This is a genomic window from Blastococcus sp. SYSU DS0973, from assembly GCF_054051055.1.
Genome location: NZ_JBJHAN010000002.1, coordinates 291575 through 312598 on the forward strand (window position 1 = coordinate 291575; position 21024 = coordinate 312598).

At 74.8% G+C, this 21024-nt stretch carries 23 protein-coding genes; 10 read left to right on the forward strand and 13 right to left on the reverse strand.

The annotated features are described in order from the left end of the window. The first annotated feature begins 136 nt into the window (after positions 1-136). Positions 137-1255, forward strand: coding sequence for an Rv2231c family pyridoxal phosphate-dependent protein CobC (gene cobC, locus ACI791_RS05235; RefSeq protein WP_456585072.1), 1119 nt, complete (start codon positions 137-139; stop codon positions 1253-1255). An 11-nt stretch (positions 1256-1266) separates the two neighbouring features. Next, a complete protein-coding gene (gene cobA, locus ACI791_RS05240; RefSeq protein WP_456585073.1) occupies positions 1267-2490 on the forward strand; it encodes a uroporphyrinogen-III C-methyltransferase in 1224 nt (407 codons plus the stop codon). Between the two features lie 3 nt (positions 2491-2493). Here cobA and ACI791_RS05245 read toward each other — a convergent pair whose 3' ends face one another. The 4 genes from ACI791_RS05245 to ACI791_RS05260 all read right to left on the reverse strand — a co-directional run bounded on the left by ACI791_RS05245 (position 2494) and on the right by ACI791_RS05260 (position 5393). Next, entirely contained in the window at positions 2494-3129 is a 636-nt protein-coding gene (locus ACI791_RS05245; RefSeq protein WP_456585074.1) for a class F sortase, read from the reverse strand. Continuing rightward, complete coding sequence (locus ACI791_RS05250; protein WP_456585075.1) at positions 3107-3466, reverse strand: hypothetical protein; 360 nt, start codon at positions 3464-3466, stop codon at positions 3107-3109. Before ACI791_RS05250 ends, ACI791_RS05245 begins: the two co-directional genes overlap by 23 nt. 285 nt (positions 3467-3751) lie before the next feature. Beyond that, the gene (ygiD, locus tag ACI791_RS05255) at positions 3752-4603 is read right to left on the reverse strand and encodes a 4,5-DOPA-extradiol-dioxygenase (protein ID WP_456585076.1); all 852 of its coding nucleotides are present in this window, start codon (positions 4601-4603) and stop codon (positions 3752-3754) included. 79 nt (positions 4604-4682) lie between these two features. Further along, the gene (locus ACI791_RS05260; protein WP_456585077.1) at positions 4683-5393 is read right to left on the reverse strand and encodes a (2Fe-2S)-binding protein; all 711 of its coding nucleotides are present in this window, start codon (positions 5391-5393) and stop codon (positions 4683-4685) included. A 134-nt stretch (positions 5394-5527) separates the two neighbouring features. On the opposite strand from ACI791_RS05260, the gene acs reads away from it, so the two are divergent. From acs to ACI791_RS05275, 3 genes are all read left to right on the forward strand, one after another. Beyond that, complete coding sequence (gene acs / locus ACI791_RS05265; protein WP_456585078.1) at positions 5528-7483, forward strand: acetate--CoA ligase; 1956 nt, start codon at positions 5528-5530, stop codon at positions 7481-7483. A 168-nt stretch (positions 7484-7651) separates the two neighbouring features. Then, a complete protein-coding gene (locus ACI791_RS05270) occupies positions 7652-8149 on the forward strand; it encodes a phage holin family protein (RefSeq protein WP_456585079.1) in 498 nt (165 codons plus the stop codon). A 5-nt stretch (positions 8150-8154) separates the two neighbouring features. Beyond that, positions 8155-9081 carry an alpha/beta fold hydrolase gene (locus tag ACI791_RS05275; protein WP_456585080.1) on the forward strand — a complete coding sequence of 309 codons (927 nt, stop codon included), beginning with the start codon at positions 8155-8157 and terminating at the stop codon, positions 9079-9081. Positions 9082-9170: 89 nt separating this feature from the next. Here the strand turns inward: ACI791_RS05275 and ACI791_RS05280 are convergent, their stop codons facing one another. From ACI791_RS05280 to nth, 5 genes are all read right to left on the reverse strand, one after another. After that, complete coding sequence (locus ACI791_RS05280; RefSeq protein ID WP_456585081.1) at positions 9171-10352, reverse strand: MarP family serine protease; 1182 nt, start codon at positions 10350-10352, stop codon at positions 9171-9173. Positions 10353-10420: 68 nt separating this feature from the next. Continuing rightward, the gene (locus ACI791_RS05285; RefSeq protein WP_456585082.1) at positions 10421-10870 is read right to left on the reverse strand and encodes a cupredoxin domain-containing protein; all 450 of its coding nucleotides are present in this window, start codon (positions 10868-10870) and stop codon (positions 10421-10423) included. Positions 10871-10887: 17 nt separating this feature from the next. Then, positions 10888-11649 carry an NUDIX hydrolase gene (locus ACI791_RS05290; RefSeq protein WP_347059157.1) on the reverse strand — a complete coding sequence of 254 codons (762 nt, stop codon included), beginning with the start codon at positions 11647-11649 and terminating at the stop codon, positions 10888-10890. Beyond that, on the reverse strand, positions 11646-12221 hold the full coding sequence (locus ACI791_RS05295; RefSeq protein WP_456585083.1) for a redoxin family protein: 576 nt from the start codon (positions 12219-12221) through the stop codon (positions 11646-11648). The genes ACI791_RS05290 and ACI791_RS05295 overlap by 4 nt, the downstream gene beginning before the upstream one ends. Next, complete coding sequence (nth, locus tag ACI791_RS05300; protein WP_456585084.1) at positions 12221-13021, reverse strand: endonuclease III; 801 nt, start codon at positions 13019-13021, stop codon at positions 12221-12223. Before nth ends, ACI791_RS05295 begins: the two co-directional genes overlap by 1 nt. A gap of 98 nt (positions 13022-13119) precedes the next feature. Between nth and ACI791_RS05305 the strand changes: the two genes are divergently transcribed. Then, positions 13120-13362, forward strand: coding sequence for a hypothetical protein (locus ACI791_RS05305; protein WP_347059154.1), 243 nt, complete (start codon positions 13120-13122; stop codon positions 13360-13362). Between the two features lie 142 nt (positions 13363-13504). Next, a complete protein-coding gene (locus ACI791_RS05310) occupies positions 13505-14179 on the forward strand; it encodes a Crp/Fnr family transcriptional regulator (protein WP_347059153.1) in 675 nt (224 codons plus the stop codon). A 207-nt stretch (positions 14180-14386) separates the two neighbouring features. Here the strand turns inward: ACI791_RS05310 and ACI791_RS05315 are convergent, their stop codons facing one another. The 3 genes from ACI791_RS05315 to ACI791_RS05325 are packed head-to-tail and all read right to left on the reverse strand — an operon-like array spanning position 14387 to position 15836. Further along, the gene (locus ACI791_RS05315) at positions 14387-15181 is read right to left on the reverse strand and encodes an NUDIX hydrolase (RefSeq protein ID WP_456585085.1); all 795 of its coding nucleotides are present in this window, start codon (positions 15179-15181) and stop codon (positions 14387-14389) included. Then, positions 15178-15669 (reverse strand): RidA family protein, encoded by a 492-nt coding sequence (locus ACI791_RS05320; protein WP_456585086.1) that lies wholly within the window; start codon positions 15667-15669, stop codon positions 15178-15180. Before ACI791_RS05320 ends, ACI791_RS05315 begins: the two co-directional genes overlap by 4 nt. Beyond that, positions 15666-15836, reverse strand: coding sequence for a hypothetical protein (locus ACI791_RS05325; protein WP_347059149.1), 171 nt, complete (start codon positions 15834-15836; stop codon positions 15666-15668). The genes ACI791_RS05320 and ACI791_RS05325 overlap by 4 nt, the downstream gene beginning before the upstream one ends. A 104-nt stretch (positions 15837-15940) precedes the next feature. On the opposite strand from ACI791_RS05325, the gene ACI791_RS05330 reads away from it, so the two are divergent. The 3 genes from ACI791_RS05330 to ACI791_RS05340 are packed head-to-tail and all read left to right on the forward strand — an operon-like array spanning position 15941 to position 20487. Then, complete coding sequence (locus tag ACI791_RS05330) at positions 15941-16969, forward strand: ArsA-related P-loop ATPase (protein WP_456585087.1); 1029 nt, start codon at positions 15941-15943, stop codon at positions 16967-16969. Then, a complete protein-coding gene (locus tag ACI791_RS05335; RefSeq protein ID WP_456585088.1) occupies positions 16969-18186 on the forward strand; it encodes an ArsA family ATPase in 1218 nt (405 codons plus the stop codon). Before ACI791_RS05330 ends, ACI791_RS05335 begins: the two co-directional genes overlap by 1 nt. A 42-nt stretch (positions 18187-18228) precedes the next feature. Further along, positions 18229-20487, forward strand: coding sequence for a transglycosylase domain-containing protein (locus tag ACI791_RS05340; RefSeq protein WP_456585089.1), 2259 nt, complete (start codon positions 18229-18231; stop codon positions 20485-20487). 45 nt (positions 20488-20532) lie between these two features. Here the strand turns inward: ACI791_RS05340 and ACI791_RS05345 are convergent, their stop codons facing one another. Further along, a complete protein-coding gene (locus ACI791_RS05345) occupies positions 20533-20985 on the reverse strand; it encodes a GatB/YqeY domain-containing protein (protein WP_456585090.1) in 453 nt (150 codons plus the stop codon). Positions 20986-21024 lie beyond the last annotated feature (39 nt).

A 21024-nucleotide genomic window follows, 5' to 3' on the forward strand; every position in this document is an offset into this window, starting at 1 on the left:
ATCCCCTCCGGCGAGCGCCGCCCGGTCGGCGCGCAGCCCGGCCGGCTGGGTCCCGGCGTCCGCCTCGTGGCCTCCAGCCGGAGGAGCAACCCCCTCTCCACGTCGTCGAGTGACGCCACACCCCTGTTACCCGGCCGTGGTCGAATGGCTCCACCAGCGCCGACTGCGAAGAGGAGACGTGACCGACCTGCGGCACCACGGGGACGCCGAGCTGGCCCCCGGCCTGATCGACCTCGCCGTCAACGTGCGGGCCGGCGCGCCACCGGCCTGGCTGCGGCAGGTGCTGCGCGACGCGGTGGACCGGAGCGCCGGCTACCCCGACCTCTCCCCCGCCCGGTCCGCGGTCGCCGCGGCGCACGGGCGCGACCCGGCCGAGGTGCTCCCGACAGCCGGCGCCGCCGAGGCGTTCGTGCTGCTCGCCCGCGCGCTCCGGCCGCGCAGAGCCGTCGTCGTGCACCCGTCCTTCACCGAGCCCGAGGCCGCCCTGCGGGCCGCCGGGCACCCGGTGACCCGGCTGCTCCTGGACCCCGCGGACGGCTACCGGCTCGACGCCGCGGCCGTTCCCGACGACGCCGACCTCGTCGTCCTGGGCAACCCGACCAACCCGACGTCGGTGCTGCACCCGGCCGCCGCGGTGGCCGCCCTGGCCCGGCCGGGCCGGGTGGTCCTGGTCGACGAGGCGTTCGCCGACACCGTGCCCGGCGAGCCCGAGTCCCTCGCCGGCCGGAGCGACCTGCCGGGGGTGCTCGTCGTCCGCAGCCTGACCAAGACGTGGGGACTGGCCGGGCTGCGGGTGGGCTACGCCCTCGGCCCGCGGGAGCTCGTCGCGGCGATGGCCGAGCAGCAGCCGCCGTGGCCGGTCAGCACGCCCGCCCTCGCCGCGCTCGTGGCGTGCAGCACCCCGGCCGCCCGCGCCGAGGCGCACGAGGCCGCCGTCGCGCTGACCGGGCACCGGGCGGCGCTGCTGGCCGCCCTCCCCCCGGGCGTGGCGGTGCTCGGCGAGCCCCGCTCGTCGTTCGTCCTGCTCCGCCTCCCCGACGGCGCGCGGGTGCGCGCCGCGCTGCGGAACGCTGGCTGGGCGGTGCGCCGCGGCGACTCCTTCCCGGGCCTGACCACCGACCACCTGCGGGTCGCCGTGCGGGATCCGCGGACCTCGCGTGCGTTCGCCGGAACCCTCGCTGGAATCCTGTCGGGGACGCACGCGCCCGGCTCCGCACCGGTTCCCGCCCCCGGCATCCCCGAGGAGATCCGCTGAACGCCACCCCGGTGCCCCCCGAGTCGGGCACGGTCTACCCGGTCGGGCTGCGCCTGCGCGACCGGCTGGTCGTCGTCGTGGGCGGTGGCCGGGTCGCCCACCGGCGCGTCGCCGGGCTGCTCGAGGCGCGGGCCCGCGTCACCGTCGTGAGCCCGGAGGTGACGCCGGCGCTGGAGTCGCTGGCCGCCGCCGGGGCTGCGACGTGGCACCGGCGGACCTACCGGCCCGGTGACCTCGACGGCGCCTGGTACGCCGTCGCGGCGACCGACGACCCCGCCGTCAACGCGGCCGTGGCCGAGGAGGCCGAGCAGGCGCACGTCTTCTGCGCGCGGGCCGACGACCGGGCGGCATCCAGCGTCTGGACCCCGGCCATCGGCCGGCAGGGCGACCTGGTGATCGGGGTGCACGGCGGTGGCGACCCCCAGCGGGCCGTCGGCGTGCGCGACGCGATCGTCGCCGGGCTGACCGACGGCAGCGTCGGCGACCGGGTGGCCCGCCCCGCGCCCGGGGGCAGCGTCGTCCTCGTCGGCGGCGGCCCGGGCGATCCCGGGTTGATCACGGTCCGCGGGCGGCAGGCGCTGGCGCACGCCGACGTCGTCGTGGCCGACCACCTCGGCCCCCAGTCGCTGCTCGCCTCGCTGCCCCCCGAGGTGGATGTGATCGACGCCTCGAAGCTGCCGCGCGGCCGGTCGATGGCCCAGGAGCAGATCAACCAGCTCCTCGTCGACCACGCCCGCGCCGGTCGACGGGTGGTCCGGCTCAAGGGCGGCGACCCGTTCGTCTTCGGCCGCGGCTTCGAGGAACTGCAGGCCTGCACTGCAGCGGGCATCCCGGTCGAGGTGGTCCCCGGCATCACCAGCGCCGTCGCGGTGCCCGCGCTGGCCGGCATCCCCGTCACGCACCGCGGCCTGACCCACGAGTTCGTCGTCGTCTCCGGCCACCTGCCACCAGAGCACCCGCAGTCCCTGGTCGACTGGGCGGCCCTCGGCCGGCTGCGCGGCACCCTCGTCGTGCTCATGGGCGTCGACACCGCTCCGGCGATCGCCGCGGCGCTCGTCGCGCACGGCCGGGACCCGGGCACCCCGGTGGCCGTGGTCAGCGACGGCTCCACGGCCACTCAGCGCACCGTCCGCACGACGCTGGCCGAGCTGCCGCGGGCGATCACGGCGGAGGGCGTCCGTCCTCCGGCGGTCTGGGTCGTGGGCGAGGTGGTCGGCCTCACCGCCGGCGGCTGACGGTCAGCCGGCGGGGGCCAGGGCGGCGAAGACGACGGTGTTGTCGGTACTGGTGCCGGCGGCGTCGTCGAACTCGCCACCGCAGGTGACCAGCGCGACGGCGGCCCCCTCCGGGTGCCCGTTGAGGGCCTCGGCCAGCGCGCTGGTCGACTTGTCCAGGCCCCTGAGCGGATGGCCCAGCACCGTGAGCGGCAGCTGCGCCCCCGCGCCGTCGCGCAGCAGCACCTCGTCGCCGGGGCGCAGCTCGTGCAACCGGTTGAACACCGCCGGCCCGCCCTCCTGCTGGTGGCCGAGGACGACCGCCATGCGCCCGGAGCCCGGGGGCGGCCCGTCGGACCACCACGACGTCGTCGCCATCGACTCCGGCACGCCGTAGCCCTCGACGGCCTGCCCGGTGAACGGGTTCCCGTACGTCACCGTGCCGCGCGGCTCGACGACGGTGTCCACGTCGATCGCGGGGATCACCAGGCCGGCCGGGACGATCGGCCCCGTGGCGACCATCGCCGAGACGGCGGGCGCGGGTGCCGCGCCGCCCGCATCCGGGCGGGCGGCCACGACCCGGACCAGCGCGAGGCCGGCCGCCAGGACGACGAGGAAGGCGCCGGCGGTCCGCAGGTCAGCGCCGCGGATCGGCCGCACGCCACTGCCTCCGGTAGGCGGCCGCACCGGCGCCGGCGCCGGCGAGCGCCAGCGCGCTCCCGAGGGCGGCCGGCAGCAGGTCGGTGCCGTCGTCCTCGGCGCCCGTCGGCGCGTAGCCGGGGTAGACGACCGGGTGCGCCACCGGCTCCGGCGGGCCCTCCAGGGCACCCGGCAGCTGCCCGGCCAGCTCCTCGAGCTCGGCGGGGAGCACGACCAGGCCGCCGACGACGAGCTCCAGGCTCCGCGTGACGCCGTCCACGCAGTCCTGCGGCAGCCGCAGCGCGGCCGCGAGCTGCTGCAGCGCCGACTCGAACTCGGCGGGCAGCTCCAGGGGCACCTCCGCGCCCGTCCCCGGGTCCGCCGCTCCCGGCGACGGGACGGGCGTGGCATCACTGATCGACGCAACGACGCCCCGGTGGACCGGTCAGGCACGTCCCTGCGCCGCCCGAGTGTCCTGACCAGCCGTCATCACGCGGTCACTGGTACCTGACGTGCACACGTATGCACCACCGGCCGGCGGCGCCCGCCGAGGTGCTGGCACAGCCACCTGGAACGTGCCGGCCCGGCTCCTCGCAGAGCCCCGCCCGGACCATGCGGAGGGCGGGGGCGAGGAGCCCCTCCGTCAGATGTTCGCGCCGTCCGGCGGAGGTCCCTCCGGCAAAGCCGCGGCGACGCCGGAGCCCGACAGCTCCGGGGCGTCCATGCCGACGGTGTAGGCCGTCATCGACAGCGAGCCGTAGGCGTAGCCGTCGACGAGCACGTCGACGGGGGCGCCGGTCGCCCCCGCGATGCCGGCGACGTAGAGCAGCGGCAGGAAGTGGTCCGGCGTCGGGACGGCGAGGTCGAAGTCGCGGTGCCCGTCGAGCCGGCCGGCGTCGGTCGGGTCGGTGAGCATGCACTCCTTGGCCGCCTCGTCGAACCGCTGCGCCCAGTCGAACCCCGCGTCGGGCAGCGCCCGGCTCACCCCGCCGAGGTTGTGCACCACGTTCCCGCTGCCGATCACCAGCACGCCGTCCTCGCGCAACGGGGCCAGGGCCGCGCCCAGCTGCAGGTGGTAGTCGAAGGACTTGAGCGCGTTGATGGACAGCTGGACGACCGGGATGTCGGCATCGGGGAACGCGTGCGCGAGCACCGACCAGGCGCCGTGGTCGATGCCCCAGCTGTCGTGGTCGGCACCCACCCACGTGGGGTGCACGACGTCGGCCACCTCCTCGTACAGCTCGGGCAGCCCCGGCGGTTCGTAGCGGACGTCGAAGAGCTCCCGGGGGAACCCGAAGAAGTCGTGGATGGTGCGCGGCCGGGGCATCGCGGTGATCGCCGTCGCCTGCACGTACCAGTGCGCCGAGACGACGAGGATCGCCCGGGGCCGGGGCACCGACCGGCCGAAGGCCCGCCAGGCCTCGGTGTACCGGTTGCTCTCGAGCGCGTTCATCGGGTTGCCGTGGCCGAGGAACGCGGCAGGCATCACGGGCATCGCTGAACTCCCCCTTCGTCGCCGGGTCCGTCGATCATCTCCCGTGCGCCGCCGCGCGGCGAGGGGCACCCCGTCCCGCTCACGCCCGCGGCATCCGGGTCGCGGCGTCCTCGAGCAGCACCCGGCGGTCCCCGGGGGGCCGACGCGGGCAGGACAAGCACGTCGGGCCGTGCGGCAGCCGGTCCACCAGGCAGCAGGAGACCCGCGCGGTGAACCGCGTGCCGTCGACGTCGACGTACCGGGGCAGCGGTAGCGGGAACCCGACGGCGGCGGCCAGCGGGGCGGCCAGCGCGGTGACCGCCGGGACGTCACCCAGCGCCCGGCCGAGGGTCAGCAGGCCGTTGGCCAGCGAGTCCGTCGCGATGCCCCACAGCGGTCGCTGCCGCATCCGGCCTGCCTGTGCGAGCGCCGGGACGACCGCCGTCAGGCACTCCCGCACGCCGGCCGCGGGGTCCGCGTCCAACGCCGTCGACACCGCTGCCACCGGCAGCCCGCCGGGGCCGAGGTACGCGGTCGTGTCGGCCGGACGGGCCGACAGGGGCCGTCCCACGGCCAGGCCCGCCAGGACCGGGGCCAGGAGCACCGCGGACGCCGAGTACCACCACACCGTGGCGTGCACCCGGAGGTCGCCGGCCCGCTGCCGGGCGGCCCGGGCGGCCAGCAGCTCACCCAGCCGGACCGGGTCGGCGAGCTGCTCCGCCGGCACCGCCACGGCGCCGGGCGGGGGTACGAGACCGAGGGCGCCGGCGCCCGGGATGCGCGCCGCCACCTCCGCCTGCGCCGCCCTCACCCGGCCAGTCTGCCGCAGCGCCGGGACCACCACGGTGCACGGGGAAGACGCCGGGCCGCCCGGGCCATACGGTGTGTGCTGCACCACGCTGCACCGTCGCAGCCCCAGGCGACGCCGGACCTCGGGAGGACCCCATGAGCGAGACGCCCCAGCTGGACGGCCGGACCTTCGCGCCCCCCGAGGCCCTGGCCGCGCAGGCCAACGTCGGCCCCGAGGTGTACGACGAGGCCGCCCGCGACCGGCTGGCGTTCTGGGCCTCGGCCGCCGAGCGACTGACCTGGGCGCAGCGCTGGGACGAGGTGCTCGACTGGAGCAACCCGCCGTTCGCCAAGTGGTTCGTCGGCGGCCGGCTCAACGTCGCCTACAACTGCATCGACCGGCACGTCGAGGCCGGTCACGGCGAGCAGGTGGCCTACCACTGGGAGGGCGAGCCGGGCGACACCCGCACGATCACCTACGCCCAGCTCAAGGACGAGGTCTGCAGGTGCGCCAACGCGCTCACCGAGCTCGGCGTCCGGGCCGGCGACCGGGTGGCCATCTACCTGCCGATGATCCCCGAGGCGATCATCTCGATGCTGGCCTGCGCCCGCATCGGCGCGGTGCACATGGTGGTCTTCGGCGGCTTCTCGGCCGATGCGCTGGCCAGCCGGATCACCGACGCCGACGCGCAGGTGGTCATCACCGCCGACGGCGGGTACCGCCGCGGGGCGCCCAGCGCGCTCAAGCCCGCCGTCGACGAGGCGGTGGCCCGCACCGAGGGCGTGCGGCACGTGCTGGTCGTCAAGCGCACCGAGCAGGACGTCGACTGGAACGACGACCGCGACCTGTGGTGGCACGACGCCGTGGGCCGGCAGTCCGCCCAGCACGAGTGCGAGTTCTTCGACGCCGAGCACCCGCTCTACATCATGTACACGTCGGGCACGACGGCGAAGCCGAAGGGCATCCTGCACACCAGCGGCGGCTACCTCACCCAGGTCGCCTACACCCACTGGGCGACCTTCGACCTCAAGCCGGACACCGACGTCTTCTGGACCGCCGCCGACGTCGGCTGGGTCACCGGCCACAGCTACATCGTCTACGGGCCGCTGGCCAACCGCGCCACCTCGGTCATGTACGAGGGCACCCCGGAGACCCCGCACCGCGGCCGCTGGTTCGAGCTGATCCAGAAGTACGGCGTGACGATCCTCTACACCGCGCCCACGGTCATCCGCACGTTCATGAAGTGGGGCGAGGACGTCCCGGCCGGGTTCGACCTCTCCTCGCTGCGGCTGCTCGGCTCGGTCGGCGAGCCGATCAACCCCGAGGCGTGGCTCTGGTACCACAAGCACATCGGCGGTGGCCGCTGCCCGATCATGGACACCTGGTGGCAGACCGAGACCGGGGCGCACATGCTCACGCCGCTGCCCGGCGTCACGAACCTGACCCCGGGCTCCGCCCAGCACCCCTTCCCCGGCATCTCCGCCAAGGTCGTCGACGACGAGGGCAACGAGCTCACCGACGACTCCACCGGGCTGCTGGTGCTCACCGAGCCGTGGCCGTCGATGCTGCGCACCATCTGGGGTGACGACGACCGCTACGTCGACACCTACTGGTCCCGCTTCGGGAACGACGTCTACTTCGCCGGCGACGGCGCGAAGAAGGACGCCCAGGGCAACATCTGGCTGCTCGGCCGGGTGGACGACGTCATGAACGTGTCCGGCCACCGCATCTCCACCACGGAGGTCGAGTCCTCGCTGGTCGGCCACCCGACGGTCGCCGAGGCCGCCGTCGTCGGCGCCAGCGACCCGACCACCGGCCAGGGCATCGTGGCCTTCGTCATCCTGCGCGGCAGCGTGAGCGAGGAGGAGGCCACCGGTGACGAGATCGTGCAGACCCTGCGCACCCACGTCGCCCGCGACATCGGGCCGATCGCCAAGCCGCGCCAGATCATGGTGGTGCAGGAGCTGCCCAAGACCCGGTCCGGGAAGATCATGCGTCGGCTGCTGCGCGACATCGCCGAGAACCGCGAGCTGGGCGACGTCACCACGCTCACCGACTCCTCGGTGATGAACATGATCAAGGACCAGCTGCCCGCCGCACCCGCCGAGTAGGAGCCCCCGGAGCGGCGCCCCGGACGGGGCCGCGAGTGCGCTGCGCGGTCCCGTCCGGGGACTCCGAGCGCGCGCCGAGCGTTCGTGGGGCACGATTCCGGTGACCAGGAGTGCAGCCGCCGTACGCGCCGGGCACCCCCGAACGCAGGACCGAAGGAGGAGCCACCCGTGGCCCACAGTGTGTCGTCGACCCGCACCGACGGGGCCAGCCCGGCCGTCGAGCCCTCCATCGGCACGCTCGTGCAGAGTGCGATGGCCGACGTCTCCACGCTGGTCCGCAACGAGATCGAGCTCGCCAAGGCGGAGATCGGCGCGTCGGCGAAGAAGGGCGGCGTCGGCGCCGCCTCCTTCGCCGCGGCCGGCGTCTTCGCCGCCTTCGCCGGCATCTTCTTCTTCATCGCGCTGGCCGAGTTCCTCACCTGGCTCGGTCTGGCCCGGTGGATCTCCTACCTGATCGTCTTCGGGCTGCTGATCGCGCTCGCCGGCATCGCGGCGCTCATCGGCAAGAAGATGATGAACAAGATCGAGAAGCCCGAGCGGACGATCGAGTCGCTGCGCGAGCTGCCCGACGTGATGCACCGGCAGGTCCCGGGGGCCCGGCACCGCGAGGTGCCGGTCGTCCGTGGCGGCAAGGTCGAGCGCCGCAACGAGCCCTATCGGGTCTGAGGCCGATGACCGTCCCCCCGGACGGCCGTCCCGACGCCACGAGCGTCCTGCTCCCCGGGCCGTGGACCCACCGCGACATCTCCGCCAACGGCGTGCGCCTGCACGCCGCGGAGGCCGGCGAGGGGCCGCTGGTCCTGCTGCTGCACGGCTTTCCGCAGTTCTGGTGGACCTGGCGTGCGCAGCTGACCGCCCTGGCCGACGCGGGCTTCCGCGCGGTGGCGCCGGACCTGCGCGGCTACGGCGCCAGCGACAAGCCGCCCCGCGGGTACGACCTGCCCACCCTCTCCGCGGACGTCGCGGCTCTGGTGCGGGCGCTCGGTGAGCGCGACGCGGCAGTGGTCGGCCACGACTGGGGCGGTCTGCTCGGCTGGACGATGGCCGCCCTGCACCCCCGCGTGGTGCACCGCCTCGTCGTCGTCTCGATGGCCCACCCGCGGCTGCTACGGGCCGGCATGACCGACCGCCGGCAACGCCGGGCACTGCGGCACGCCCTCGGCTTCCAGGTGCCGCGCCTGCCCGAGCGACGGCTGACCCGCCTCGACGACGACCCGGTGGCCGACCTGATGCAGCGCTGGGCCGGGCCGGAGTGGGCCCGCACCACCGACTTCGCCGCCGCCGTGGACCGGTACCGCTCGGCGGCGCGCATCCCGCAGGCCGCCTACGGCGCGATGGAGTACTACCGCTGGGCGGGGCGGTCGCAGATACGGCCCGACGGCCTGCGCTACGCGCGCCGGATGGCCGCCCCGATCACCGCGCCGACCCTGCAGTTGCACGGCGCGCTGGACCCGTACGTCCTGCCGGAGACCGCGCGCGGCTCCGGCCGGTACGTCGCCGGCGCCTACGAGTGGCGTGAGCTGCCCGGGGTGGGCCACTTCCCCCAGGAGGAGGCCCCGGACGAGGTCAGCCGGGCCATCATCTCGCACCTCCGGTGAGGGGCTGGACCGGCTGGCGCCGGACTCTCAGGCACTCCAGCCGGGCCTTCGGCCGACCTCGATGACTGCGCTTCGCGGTTACACCGGGATCACTCGCAGGAGCCGGTGCCGACCTCGGCCCCGGCCCGGCTGCCTCGCGCCGCCGCCTCCGCGACCTGCGGGCCGGTGAGCGCGTAGCCGGTCTCCGGGTCGTCGATCGCCGAGGCGAAGACGACCCCCAGGACGCTGCCGTCCGGCGCGAACAGCGGACCACCGGAGTTGCCGGCCCGCACCTGCCCGTAGAGCGCGTAGACGTCGCGGACGACGGTCCGGGTGTTCCGGAAGTCCGGGCCGCTGATCTCGCCGCGGCTCCGGACACGGGCCGCGCCGACGTAGAGGGGGCCGCCGCCGGGGAAGCCCATGATGATCGCGTCGTCGCCCGAGTCGGCCGGCTGCTCGGTGAAGCGCAGCGGCACCTGCGGCAGGCCCGGCACCGCGAGCACCGCCACGTCGACCTCCTCGTCGACGAGGACGGGAACGGCGTCGTACTCCCTTCCCTCCGCGAGGACGACCGGATCGGTGACGCCGGCCAGCACGTGGGCGTTGGTCATGACCCGCTCGGGTGCGTAGACGAACCCGGACCCGTCGATCTGCCGGGAACAGGAGGGCGCTACCCCACGGATCTTCACGACCGATCCCTCGACGGAGGCGACGACCTCGCTGTTCTGCAGCGCCGGGTCCGGCGCCGGGACCGCGCGCGCATCGGTCGGGGTGAGCGGGTCGAGGACGTCGGGCAGCCCCCGCCGGTCGATGGCCTCGCGCAGGTTCTCGTAGACGGTGCGGACGCCGTCGGGCACCGCCTGGTCGACGGCCTGGACCAGCGCCGACTGCCGGACCTGGCTGGCCACCTGCGGGAACGGCGAGCTCGCCAGCGGTGAGGCGACCATCCACGCGACCAGCAGCACCGACGCCGCCGACACCACCGCGCCGGTGACGGAGTCGACCATCTTGGCCGGCTCCCAGGTCACCCGGGCGCGCACGGCCCGGCCCACCGCCCCGGCCAGCATCTGGCCGAGGAGCGCCCCCGCGAGCACCACGACCAGCGCAGCGAAGACGCGCGTCACGCTGGAGCCCTCGATGCGGTCCCCCACCGGCCCCGCCAGCTGCGCGCCGAGCACGGCACCGCCGAGGAACCCGAGGATCGAGGTGGCCGACACGAGCAGCCCTTGGCGGAAACCGGAGAGCGCGAACAGCAGGGCGAGGACGATCAGGACCAGGTCGACGAGGGACACTCAGCTCCCCCGTGGCCGGGAGGTGCCGGGCGCCGGTCCCGACGCTCCGGCGCCAGTGGTGACCGCGGTCACCCGCTGACCGTCATCGTGCCCACCTGCCCGAGCTGCAGGTGGAACGTGCAGGCGAACGGGTAGTCGCCGGGCGTCGCCACCTCGAACTCGATGGTCTCCTGCTGCCCGGGGGCGAGGAAGGGGACGCCGGCGTCGATCGGCGCCGGCAGCTCCTCGTCGGTGTACTCGAGGTTATGGGTCATCTCGTCGGCCGCGTTGACCACGGTGAGCCGCACCCGGCCGGGGGCGACGGTGAACCGGTCGGGGTGGAACTCGTAGTCGTCCCGGGTCTGGACGGTGACCTCCTGGACGCCGTCGGCGGCGACGGTCACCTCGCCGAGGCCCTCGGTGGCGGGCGCCGCCGGCGCCGGGTCCTCGCCGCACCCGGCCAGCAGCACCAGCACGGCGGCGACCGCGACGGCCCTCGCGCGGGGACCCGCCAGGAGCGTGCGAGTGGCGGGGGGCACGGAGGTCCTCCTACTGCTCATCGGGGCCGAACCGTACGCGTCGGAGCGCCGTCGGGCGCGGGATCGGCCACCGCCGGCGCGGCGGCGCCCCCTGCCTCGTCGTCGTCCCCGGAGCCCGGCAGGGTGTAGGGCCGCAGCATCGCCTCGGGGATCGGACGCACGTCGGTGGCGTCCCACGGCCGGGCCAGGCCGGCTGCCTCGAGGATCGCCTCCAGCAGCCCGGCGGTGAATCCCCACACCAGCATGTCGGCCACCGCGAAGGCCGGTCCGACGTAGCCCGAGGGGTGCCGCAGCCGGAACCGGTTGTCCGGGTCGGCCAGCTCGGCGAGGGGTACCCGTGCCACGCGGGCGACTTCGTGCGGATCCCCGACGCTGACGTCGCGCGGGTCGTCCCACCAGCCCACCACCGGCACGACCAGCCGGTCGGACGGCGGCAGGTAGAGCTCCTGCAGCGTCGCGAGCACCCGCACGCCCGCCGGGTCGATCCCGGCCTCCTCCTGCGCCTCGCGCAGCGCCGTCCCGACGGGGTAGTCGTCCCCGGGGTCGACCCCACCGCCCGGGAAGGCCGGCTGGCCGGCGTGGCTGCGCAGGTGTGCGGACTTCTCGATGAGCAGCACGTCGGGCCCCGCTGCGCTCTCGCCGAAGAGGATCAGCACCGCCGACCGCCGAGCGGTGGCGGTGGCCTTCGGCATGCGGTGCCGCAGCGGTAGGTCGGCTGCGGCGTCGATCAGCCGCCGGAGGTACTCCGGAAGCCCGTCCACGTCGGAACCGGCGCTCACAGCTGCACCCCCAGGTGCTCGGCGACGAGGCCGCGCAGCTCGTCCAGCGAGCCGACGGGACCGGACTCGGTGTGCACCAGCGCGCCGTCGGCGTCGACGAAGTAGGTGAAGGGCAGCACGTTGAGCCCGAGCTCCGCCATCAGCCGGCCCTCGCCGTCGAACGCGCTGGGGAAGGTGACGCCCGCGTCCTCGGCGAAGGAGGCGGCCTGCGGCAGCCCGTCCTTGCTGATCACGCCGACCATCCGCACCTGGTTCCCGGCCATCTCGGCGAACTCCTGCAGGATCGGCATCTCCTCGCGGCAGGGCGGGCACCAGCTCCCCCACAGGTTCACGACCATGGGGACGCCGGGGGCGCGGCCCAGGTCGAGGGAGCCGCCACTGGGGCAGTCGAAGGACAGCGCCGGCAGCCGCTCGGTGCCCGCCGCCTGCCTGTCGGGCTGCTCGGGGCAGGCGGTCAGCGCGGCGGCGGGGGGAGTCGTGGACGGCGCCGCGGCGGCGCCGTCGTCGCCGGAGGAGCAGCCGCCGAGCAGCACGGCGCAGACGAGGCCGAGGACCGGCACGACCCGGCGCATCACTCGGTGTCCGAGGCCGTCGGGGTCTTCACGAGCTTCAGCGCGAGCTCCGGGTCGACCGGCCCGATGCCGAACGACGGGCACCACTGCGCCAGCCCGCACGCGCCGCAGGCCGCCTTCTTGGCGTGGCAGACCCGCCGCCCGTGGAAGATCACCCGGTGGCTGAAGTCGGTCCACTCCTTCTTCGGCACCAGCTGCGCGATCTCGGCCTCGACCTTGACCGGGTCGTCCTCCTCGGTCCAGCCGAACCGGCGCACGAGCCGGCCGAAGTGGGTGTCGACCGTCAGCCCCGGGACGCCGAAGGCGTTTCCGAGGACGACGTTCGCCGTCTTCCGGCCGACCCCCGGCAGGGTGACCAGGTCGGCCATCCGGGGCGGGACCTCGCCGTCGAAGCGCTCGACCAGCGCCTGGCTCAGACCCAGCACCGAGGTCGCCTTCGCCCGGAAGAAGCCGGTCGGCTTGAGGATGGCCTCCAGCTGCTCCCGGTCGGCACCGGCCAGCGCCACCGCGTCGGGGTAGCGCGCGAAGAGCGCCGGGGTGACCCTGTTGACCGTCTTGTCCGTGGTCTGCGCCGACAGGACGGTGGCGACCAGCAGCTCGAAGGCGTTCGTGAAGTCCAGCTCGCAGTGCGCGTCGGGGTGGATGACCGCCAGCTCGCGGGCCATCCGCCGTGCGCGGCGGGTGCGCCCGAGCGGCGTCTCGCCGGGGTCGAACGGGGAGGCCCCGGTCAGCGCCGCGCGGGTGGGGCGCCTGGCTCGGGTCGGGCGCGCGTAGGCCGGTGGGGACGCGGGTGCGGACACGCGGTCGAGGGTATGCGGCCCTGCCGACCCTCTCGTGCCGTGCCATCATCGGGGACGGACCGCTCCCCGGTGCCGCCGACGACGCAGAGGAGGTCGGGATGGTCGCCCTCAGTGTCATCCTGTTCCCACCGCTGCTGATCGCGTTCCTGCTGGTCATGGAGCGGGTCGAGGAGCCCCTCCGCCGCCCGGCGTCACCCCGCGAGGTCAGCGAGTTCCTGAACACGGCCACGCCCGGCGAGGTCGATACCCTCGCCACCTCGGGCCTGCGGCGGGCACTGTCCCGCTGGCGGCGCCGCCGCAGCGGCGGCCGGCGCCGGTCCGAGAACCCCCCGCTGGTCTGACCGGCAGCACGCCGGAACGGCGGCCTCTCGCTCGGACGGGGGAGGCTCCGGACCACCGAACGGGTGACAGACCGCACAGCCGCCTAGACTCGCTGCGAGCGCGGGCATCCCTGCGCCCGAAGATCGTGTGAGAGGACGTGCAGTGGACGAGGTGCTGGCTCAGTCGGGGCTCTTCCAGGGGCTCTCCGAGGACGCGGTGGACCCCGTCATCAGCCGGCTCGAGACGATCACCCTCCCCCGGGGCCGGGTGGTGTTCAACGAGGGCGAACCCGGCGACAGCCTGTACATCGTCATCACCGGCAAGATCAAGCTGTCCCGTCGCTCGCCCGACGGCCGGGAGAACGTGCTCGCCGTCATGGGCCCGTCGGATCAGTTCGGCGAGCTGTCGGTCTTCGACCCGGGCCCGCGCACCGCGACCGCGACCGCCGTCACCGACGTCAAGCTGGCGCGCATGCCGCAGTCGGTGCTGCTGCCCTGGATCGAGGCGCACCCGGAGATCGGCGAGCAGCTGCTGCGCGTGCTGGCCCGCCGCCTGCGCCGCACCAACGACTCCGTCGCCGACCTGATCTTCACCGACGTGCCCGGTCGTGTCGCCAAGGCGCTGCTGCAGATGGCCGACCGCTTCGGCAACCGCGACTCCGACGGCCTGCGCGTCAAGCACGACCTCACCCAGGAGGAGCTGGCCCAGCTGGTCGGCGCCTCCCGCGAGACGGTGAACAAGGCCCTGGCCGACTTCGTGCACCGCGGCTGGATCCAGCTGCAGGGCAAGTCCGTCGTCGTCCTCGACGAGGAGCGCCTGCGCCGCCGCGCACGCTGACACCACCCTGGACGCGAGAGGCCCGGCACCGCACAGGTCCTGGCCTCTCGCCTCCACTGCAGAGGTGCGCCGGGCCGGTCGTGCCGAGTGGGCCCCCGGAGGGGATCCGCGCAGGCGCGACGCAGCGGCTCAGCGCGAGCCAGCGACGGCACCTGACCGCGGTGCGCCCCGGAGGGGTGCGGTGTCACAGCGGTGTGATCCGGAGGATCACGACGGCAGGGGCACCGCCAGGCGGATGCGGGTGCCGTCGGGCAGGACCGCCCAGCGACCTTCGGGGGTCTCCTCGAACCGGGGGCTGATCGGGTGCAGCGGATCCGGCGGGGAGCCGGCCAGGGCGGCGGCGACGTCGGGGAACGCGGTCAGCTGACCCAGCGTGTGCGACGTCGGCGGCAGCATCGGGCGGGTGCCGGCATCCAGCTCGGCCAGCGCCGCGGCCGGGCTCAGCCACGCGGCCTCGTCGGCCTCACCGGAGACGTCCCGCGCCTCCTGGCCGACCGGCAGGGCCGCGGCGAAGAACTTGGTGTCGTAGCGGCGGGGCTCGACCGGCGGGGTGATCCAGTGCGCGAAGGGGCGCAGCAGGTCCGACCGCAGCACCAGGCCGCGGTCGGCCAGCAGCCCGGCGAGGGAGAGCTCGCGCGACAGCAGCGCCTGGCGCTGCTCCTCCCAGTCGTTCCCGGAGACCGACGGCACGACCCCGCCGCCGTCGGGCAGCCCGGCCAGCAGGACACCCGCCTCCTCGAACGTCTCCCGCACCGCGGCGCACACCAGCTCGCGGGCGGTGCGCTCGTCGCAGCCGAAGGCGGTCGCCCACTGCGCGGGCGCAGGCCCGGCCCAGCCGATCTCGGTGTCACCGTCCCGCGGGTCGACGCCGCCGCCGGGATAGGCGGTCATCCCGCCGGCGAAGGGCATCCCCTCGGTGCGGCGGAGCAGGTAGACCTCGAGCCCGGCCGCCCCGTCCCGCAGCAGCAGGACCGTCGCCGCCTGCTTCGGCTCGGCGCTCACCGGAGCTCGACGGTGAGCTCGACCTCCACGGGCGCGCCGAGCGGCAGCTCCGCCACCCCTACGGCGGTGCGGGCGTGCGTGCCGGCCTCGCCGAAGATCCGGCCCAGCAGCTCGCTGGCGCCGTTGACCACCCGCGGCTGGCCGGTGAAGCCCTCGACGCTGGCGACGTAGCCCACGACGCGCACCACGCGGGCGACCGAGTCCAGCCCGACCAGCTCGTCGATCGCGGCCAGCGCGTTCAGGGCGCACAGCTTGGCGTCGGCCGCGGCGGCCTCGACGTCGACCGAGCCGTCGACCTTGCCGGTGCGGCGCAGGCCGCCCTCGGCGAACGGCAGCTGGCCGGAGGTGAAGACCAGCGAGCCGGCGCGGACGGCGGGCACGTAGGAGGCCACGGGCGGGGCGACCGAGGGCAGCCGGATGCCCAGCTCCGCGAGCCGGGCGTGCCAGCTCTGCGCCGGTGCGCCGGCCGCCGAGGCGGGGCTGGTCATGCCGGGCGCTTGAGGTAGGCGACCAGCTGCTCGGCCCCGGCGGGGCCGGGGAGGACGGTCACCAGCTCCCACCCGTCGACGCCCCAGGAGTCCAGGATCGCCTTGGTGTTGTGGACCAGCAGGGGGATGGTCGCGTACTCCCACTTCTGGCGGGCGGCTTCGCTCATGGGCCCGACGCTACTGCAGCCGCCCCGTGCCGTGGGCATCGCCGCCGTCCTCCCGGTGCTGCCGGGGCGGGCCGACCCGCTCACCAGCTCCTACGCTGGTGGGCGTGTCTCCCGAACTGTCGCCCGCGCGCCTGCACGTGGTCACCGGCAAGGGGGGAACGGGCAAGACCACCGTCGCCGCCGCCCTGGCCCTGGCCCTGGCCGCCGACGGGCGCTCGGTGCTCCTGGTGGAGACCGAGGGTCGACAGGGCGTCGCCCAGCTGTTCGACACCCCACCGCTGCCCTACGAGGAGCGCCGGGTCGCCGTCGCGCGCGGCGGTGGCGAGGTGAAGGCCCTGGCCATCGACGTCGAGGAGGCGCTCCTCGACTACCTCGACATGTTCTACAACCTGAGGCGCGCCGGCCGGGCGCTGCGGAAGATGGGCGCGATCGACTTCGCCACGGCGATCGCACCGGGCCTCCGCGACGTGCTGATCACCGGGAAGATCAAGGAGGCGGTGACCCGCCGCCGCGACGGCCGGCACGTCTACGACGCCGTGGTCGTCGACGCCCCGCCCACCGGGCGCATCACCCGGTTCCTCGGCGTCACCGGCGAGATGTCGCAGCTGGCCCGGTCGGGCCCGATCAAGACCCAGAGCGACGGCGTCATGGCGGTGCTGCGCTCCCCCCAGACGGCGGTCCACCTGGTGACCATCCTGGAGGACATGCCGGTGCAGGAGACGGCCGACGCCATCGCCGAGCTGCAGACCGCCGGGCTGCCGATCGGCTCGGTCGTCGTGAACATGGCCGCAGAGCCGGTGCTGCCGGCCGGGGCGCTCGCCCGGGCCGCCGCCGGCCAGCTGACCGGCGCGGACCTCGCCCCCGCGCTCACGACGGCGCAGCTCCCGGGCGGCCCCGAGCTCGCCGACGCCCTGGCTGCCGAGGTGGTGGAGCACGCCCGCCGCTGGGCCTCGCAGGACGCGCTGCGCGACCTGGTGACCGCCCTGGACCGCCCCACGGTCGAGCTGCCGCTGCTGCCCGGTCCCGTGGACCTCGGCTGCCTGTTCGAGCTGGCCGGCCGGCTCGAGGAGCACCTGCGCACGGACGGTGGGCCGGCGGAGCACACCGCGGCTGCGACCGGGGGCGTCGCCTGATGGCCGCCGACACCACCACCGAGCCGCGCACCCGGGCGCCGCGGCAGGCACCGGCGATGGACCTCGACGCCCTCATCGCCGACCGGGAGACCCGCATCGTCGTCTGCTGCGGCGCCGGCGGGGTCGGGAAGACGACGACGTCGGCGGCTCTCGCGCTCGCCGCGGCCCGGGCCGGGCGGACGGTCGTCGTGCTGACGATCGACCCTGCCCGGCGGCTCGCGCAGTCCCTCGGCCTCGTCGAGCTGGACAACGAGCCGCGGCGGGTCGACGTCCCGGGGGCACCGGGCGAGCTGCACGCGATGATGCTGGACATGAAGCGGACGTTCGACGACATCGTCACCGCTCACTCCACGCCCGACCGGGCGCAGGCGATCCTGGACAACCCCTTCTACCAGGCGCTCTCCTCATCCTTCTCCGGCACGCAGGAGTACATGGCGATGGAGAAGCTGGGCCAGCTTCGGGCCAGCGACCAGTGGGACCTGATCATCGTCGACACGCCACCGTCGCGGTCGGCGCTGGACTTCCTCGACGCCCCCAACCGCATGGGCCGGTTCCTCGACGGCACGATGATCCGGCTGCTCACGGCGCCCAGCCGGGCCGGCTTCAAGTTCGCCAGCGCGGGTTTCCTGCTGTTCAGCCGCATCGTCAGCAAGATCCTGGGCGGCCAGCTGCTCCGGGACATCTCCGCGTTCGTCGCCGCGCTGGACACCATGTTCGGCGGCTTCCGCGAACGGGCGACGGCGACCTACGAGCTGCTGCGCCGTCCGGGCACCTGGTTCGTGGTCGTCGCCGCCCCCGAGCCGGACGCGCTGCGCGAGGCGTCCTACTTCGTCGACCGGCTCTCCGCCGAGGGCATGCCGCTGGCCGGGCTGGTCGTCAACCGCACCCACCCCCCGGCGACGACCTCGCTGTCGGCCACCCGTGCGGACGCCGCGGCCGAGACCGTCGCCGAGGCCGGCGGCGACGCAGCCGTGCTGGCGGCGGCGGCGCTGCGGGTGCACGCCGAGCGCATGCAGCTGGCCGCGCGGGAGCAGCACCTGGCCGACCGGTTCACCAGCGCCCACCCCGACGTCGCGGTGCGCACGGTCCCGGCGGCCGCCGGGGACGTCCACGACCTGGCGGGGCTGGAGGTCATGGCCGAGGCGCTGACCGGCGCGGACGGCGACACGCCGACGGGCACGCCGAGGACGCGGGTCCTGCCCGCGCGCCGCGGCTGAGCGCAGCCCCCCCACGCCCCCGCGCGACGTACCCTGGCCGCGATGTCGGAGAACGCGCGCGTCCGGACCCGTCTGCTCGCCAAGCTCGCCGCGACGATCGTCGTCGCCGGCGCGCTCGTGGCCGGACTCATGCTGCCCTGGATCGGCGGCCCGGGCCTCGCCGCACGCAACTCCGTGTCGCTGCTCGACGCGCTCCCGGTGGAGCTCACCGACAAGACGCCCGCGGGCGTCACCCGGGTGCTGGCCGCCGACGGCTCGCTGATCACGAACTTCTACGAGCACAACCGCATCCCGGTCACCTCCGACCAGATCTCCGACGTCATGAAGCAGGCCCTCGTCGACATCGAGGACTCCCGCTTCTACGACCACAACGGCCTCGACGTGCAGGGCACGATGCGCGCCCTGGTGAAGAACGTCGCCGCCGGCTCGGTGCAGGAGGGCGGCTCGACGCTCACCCAGCAACTGGTGAAGCAGACCCTCCTCCAGACGGCCACCACGCCCGAGGACCGGGCCGCCGCCGACGCGCAGACCGTCGGCCGCAAGCTGCGGGAGGCCCGGCTGGCCCTCGCCCTGGAGGACACCTACTCCAAGGACGAGATCCTCACCCGGTACCTGAACCTCGTGTACTTCGGGCAGGGCGCCTACGGCATCCAGGCCGCGGCCCAGCGCTACTTCAGCGTCAACGCCGCCGACCTCACCCTCCCGCAGGCGGCCATGCTCGCCGGGCTGGTGCAGAGCCCGTTCTACGACGAGCCGATCAACAACCCGGAGAACGCCCAGATCCGGCGCAACCAGGTGCTGCAGCGCATGCACGACCTGGGCCACATCAGCGAGCAGCAACTGACCGAGATCGCGCCGACCCCGGTGGAGGTCGCGCCGGGTCAGGCGCCCCCGAACGGCTGCATCGACGCGGCCATCGGCGGCTTCCTGTGCGCCTACGCCCACCAGTACCTCATCGGGACCCTCGGCCTGACCCGGGACGAGCTGGACAACGGCGGGCTGACCATCCAGACCACCTTGCGCCCCGACATGCAGATCGCCGGCGACCAGGCCGTGCTCGACGCCCAGCCGATGGGCAGCAGCCTCGTCGCCCTGTACACGGCGGTCGAGCCGGGCACCGGCAAGGTGCTGGCGATGAGCGCCAACCGGCGCTACGGCTGCAGCGAGCCCGAGTGCGAGTCCGTCGTCCTCAACGCGACGGCGAGCGCCGGGGCCGGCTCGACCTACAAGACGTTCGTCGCCGCCGCCGCCCTGGCCCAGGGGTACGGCAAGGACTACACGCTCACCTCGGCGGAGCCCTACCTCTCGCGGGTCTACAAGGACTGGGACCCCGACCGGGGCGTCCCGAAGCCCTACGACGTGGAGAACGTCGGCACCAACTACCCGCGGACGATGACGCTCGAGCAGGCGCTCTACGCGTCGTCGAACACCTATTTCCTGCACCTGCAGGACGAGCTGGGCAGCATCGAGGCGCCGGTCCGCACGGCGCAGGCCATGGGCATGACCTTCGACGGGCCCAACCAGACCCCGGCCGACCAGATCGTCTCCGAGAACCGTGGCTCGTTCGCCTTCGGCACCGACGCCACCAGCCCGCTGGACCTGGCCACCGCGTACGCCACGCTGGCGGCCAACGGCACCCGGTGCACCCCGATCCCGGTGGTCGTGGTGCTCGACCGCAACGGCGAGCCGCTCACCCGTGACGGGGAGCCGGTCGTACCCGAGGGCGGCAACTGCACCCCGGAGGCGATCCCGGCCGGCGTGGCCACCACGATGAACCAGATCCTGCGCAAGGACGTCGAGCCGGGCTACTCGCTGCAGACCGGCTCCCGGGCGTACGTGCCCGGGCACCAGATCGCCGGCAAGACCGGGACGTCGCAGGACAACCAGTCGGTCGCCTTCGTGGGCTACACGCCGCGGTACGCCGCGAGCGTCATGGTCTTCAACCCGAAGGAGCAGGAGCGCGTCCCCGGGTACGGCGGCGGGCTGGGCGCGACCGCCTGGCGCACCGCCATGGCCCCGATCCTCAACGCCGAGGAGGCCGTCTCCTTCCCGCCTGCCGACCCGGTCGTCGAGCAGGGGACGCGGCAGTCGCCGCGGTCGGGCAGGGACACCGGAGACCGGACCAGCAGCACGGCCAACCGCTCCGAGCGCGCCGCCCCCAGCGCGCCGGCGCCGGCGCCGGCCCCGAGCGCTCCGGCGCCCGAGCCCGAGCCCCAGCCCGAGCCCGTGGAGGACGGGAATGCGGGCGTCGAGCCCCCCGTCGAGGTGGCCGAGGGTGCCGAGGTCGGCGAGGACGACTAGCGCGTCATCGAGGACGGCGGTCCGCGCCGCCGTCCCCCGGCGCTCTCAGCCGAGCTGGCGGCGGACCTCGGCGGCGACCCGCGCGCCCTCTGCCCGGCCGGCGACCGCCCCGTTCGCCGCGCCCATGACCCTGCCCATGTCCTTCATCCCCGAGGCGCCGGTGCGGGTGATGACGTCGGCGACGATCGCGGTCAGGTCGGCGTCGTCGAGCTGCGCCGGCAGGTAGCCCGCGAGCACCTCGCCCTCCGCCTGCTCGCGGGCGGACTGCTCGGCGCGACCGGCCGAGCCGAACGCCTCGGCGGCCTCGCGGCGCTTCTTGGCCTCGCGGCGCAGCACCGCCTGCACCTCGTCGTCGGTGAGCTCGCGGGCCTCCTTGCCCGACACCTCCTCCGCGCTGACGGCGGCGAGCACCATGCGCAGGGTGGCGGTGCGCAGCTCGTCGCGGGCTTTCATGGCCGCGGTCAGGTCGGCGCGCAGCTGTTCCTTGAGGTCGGGCACTGGTCCAGCCTCGCACGACGCCGCCCCGGCCCGCGCCCG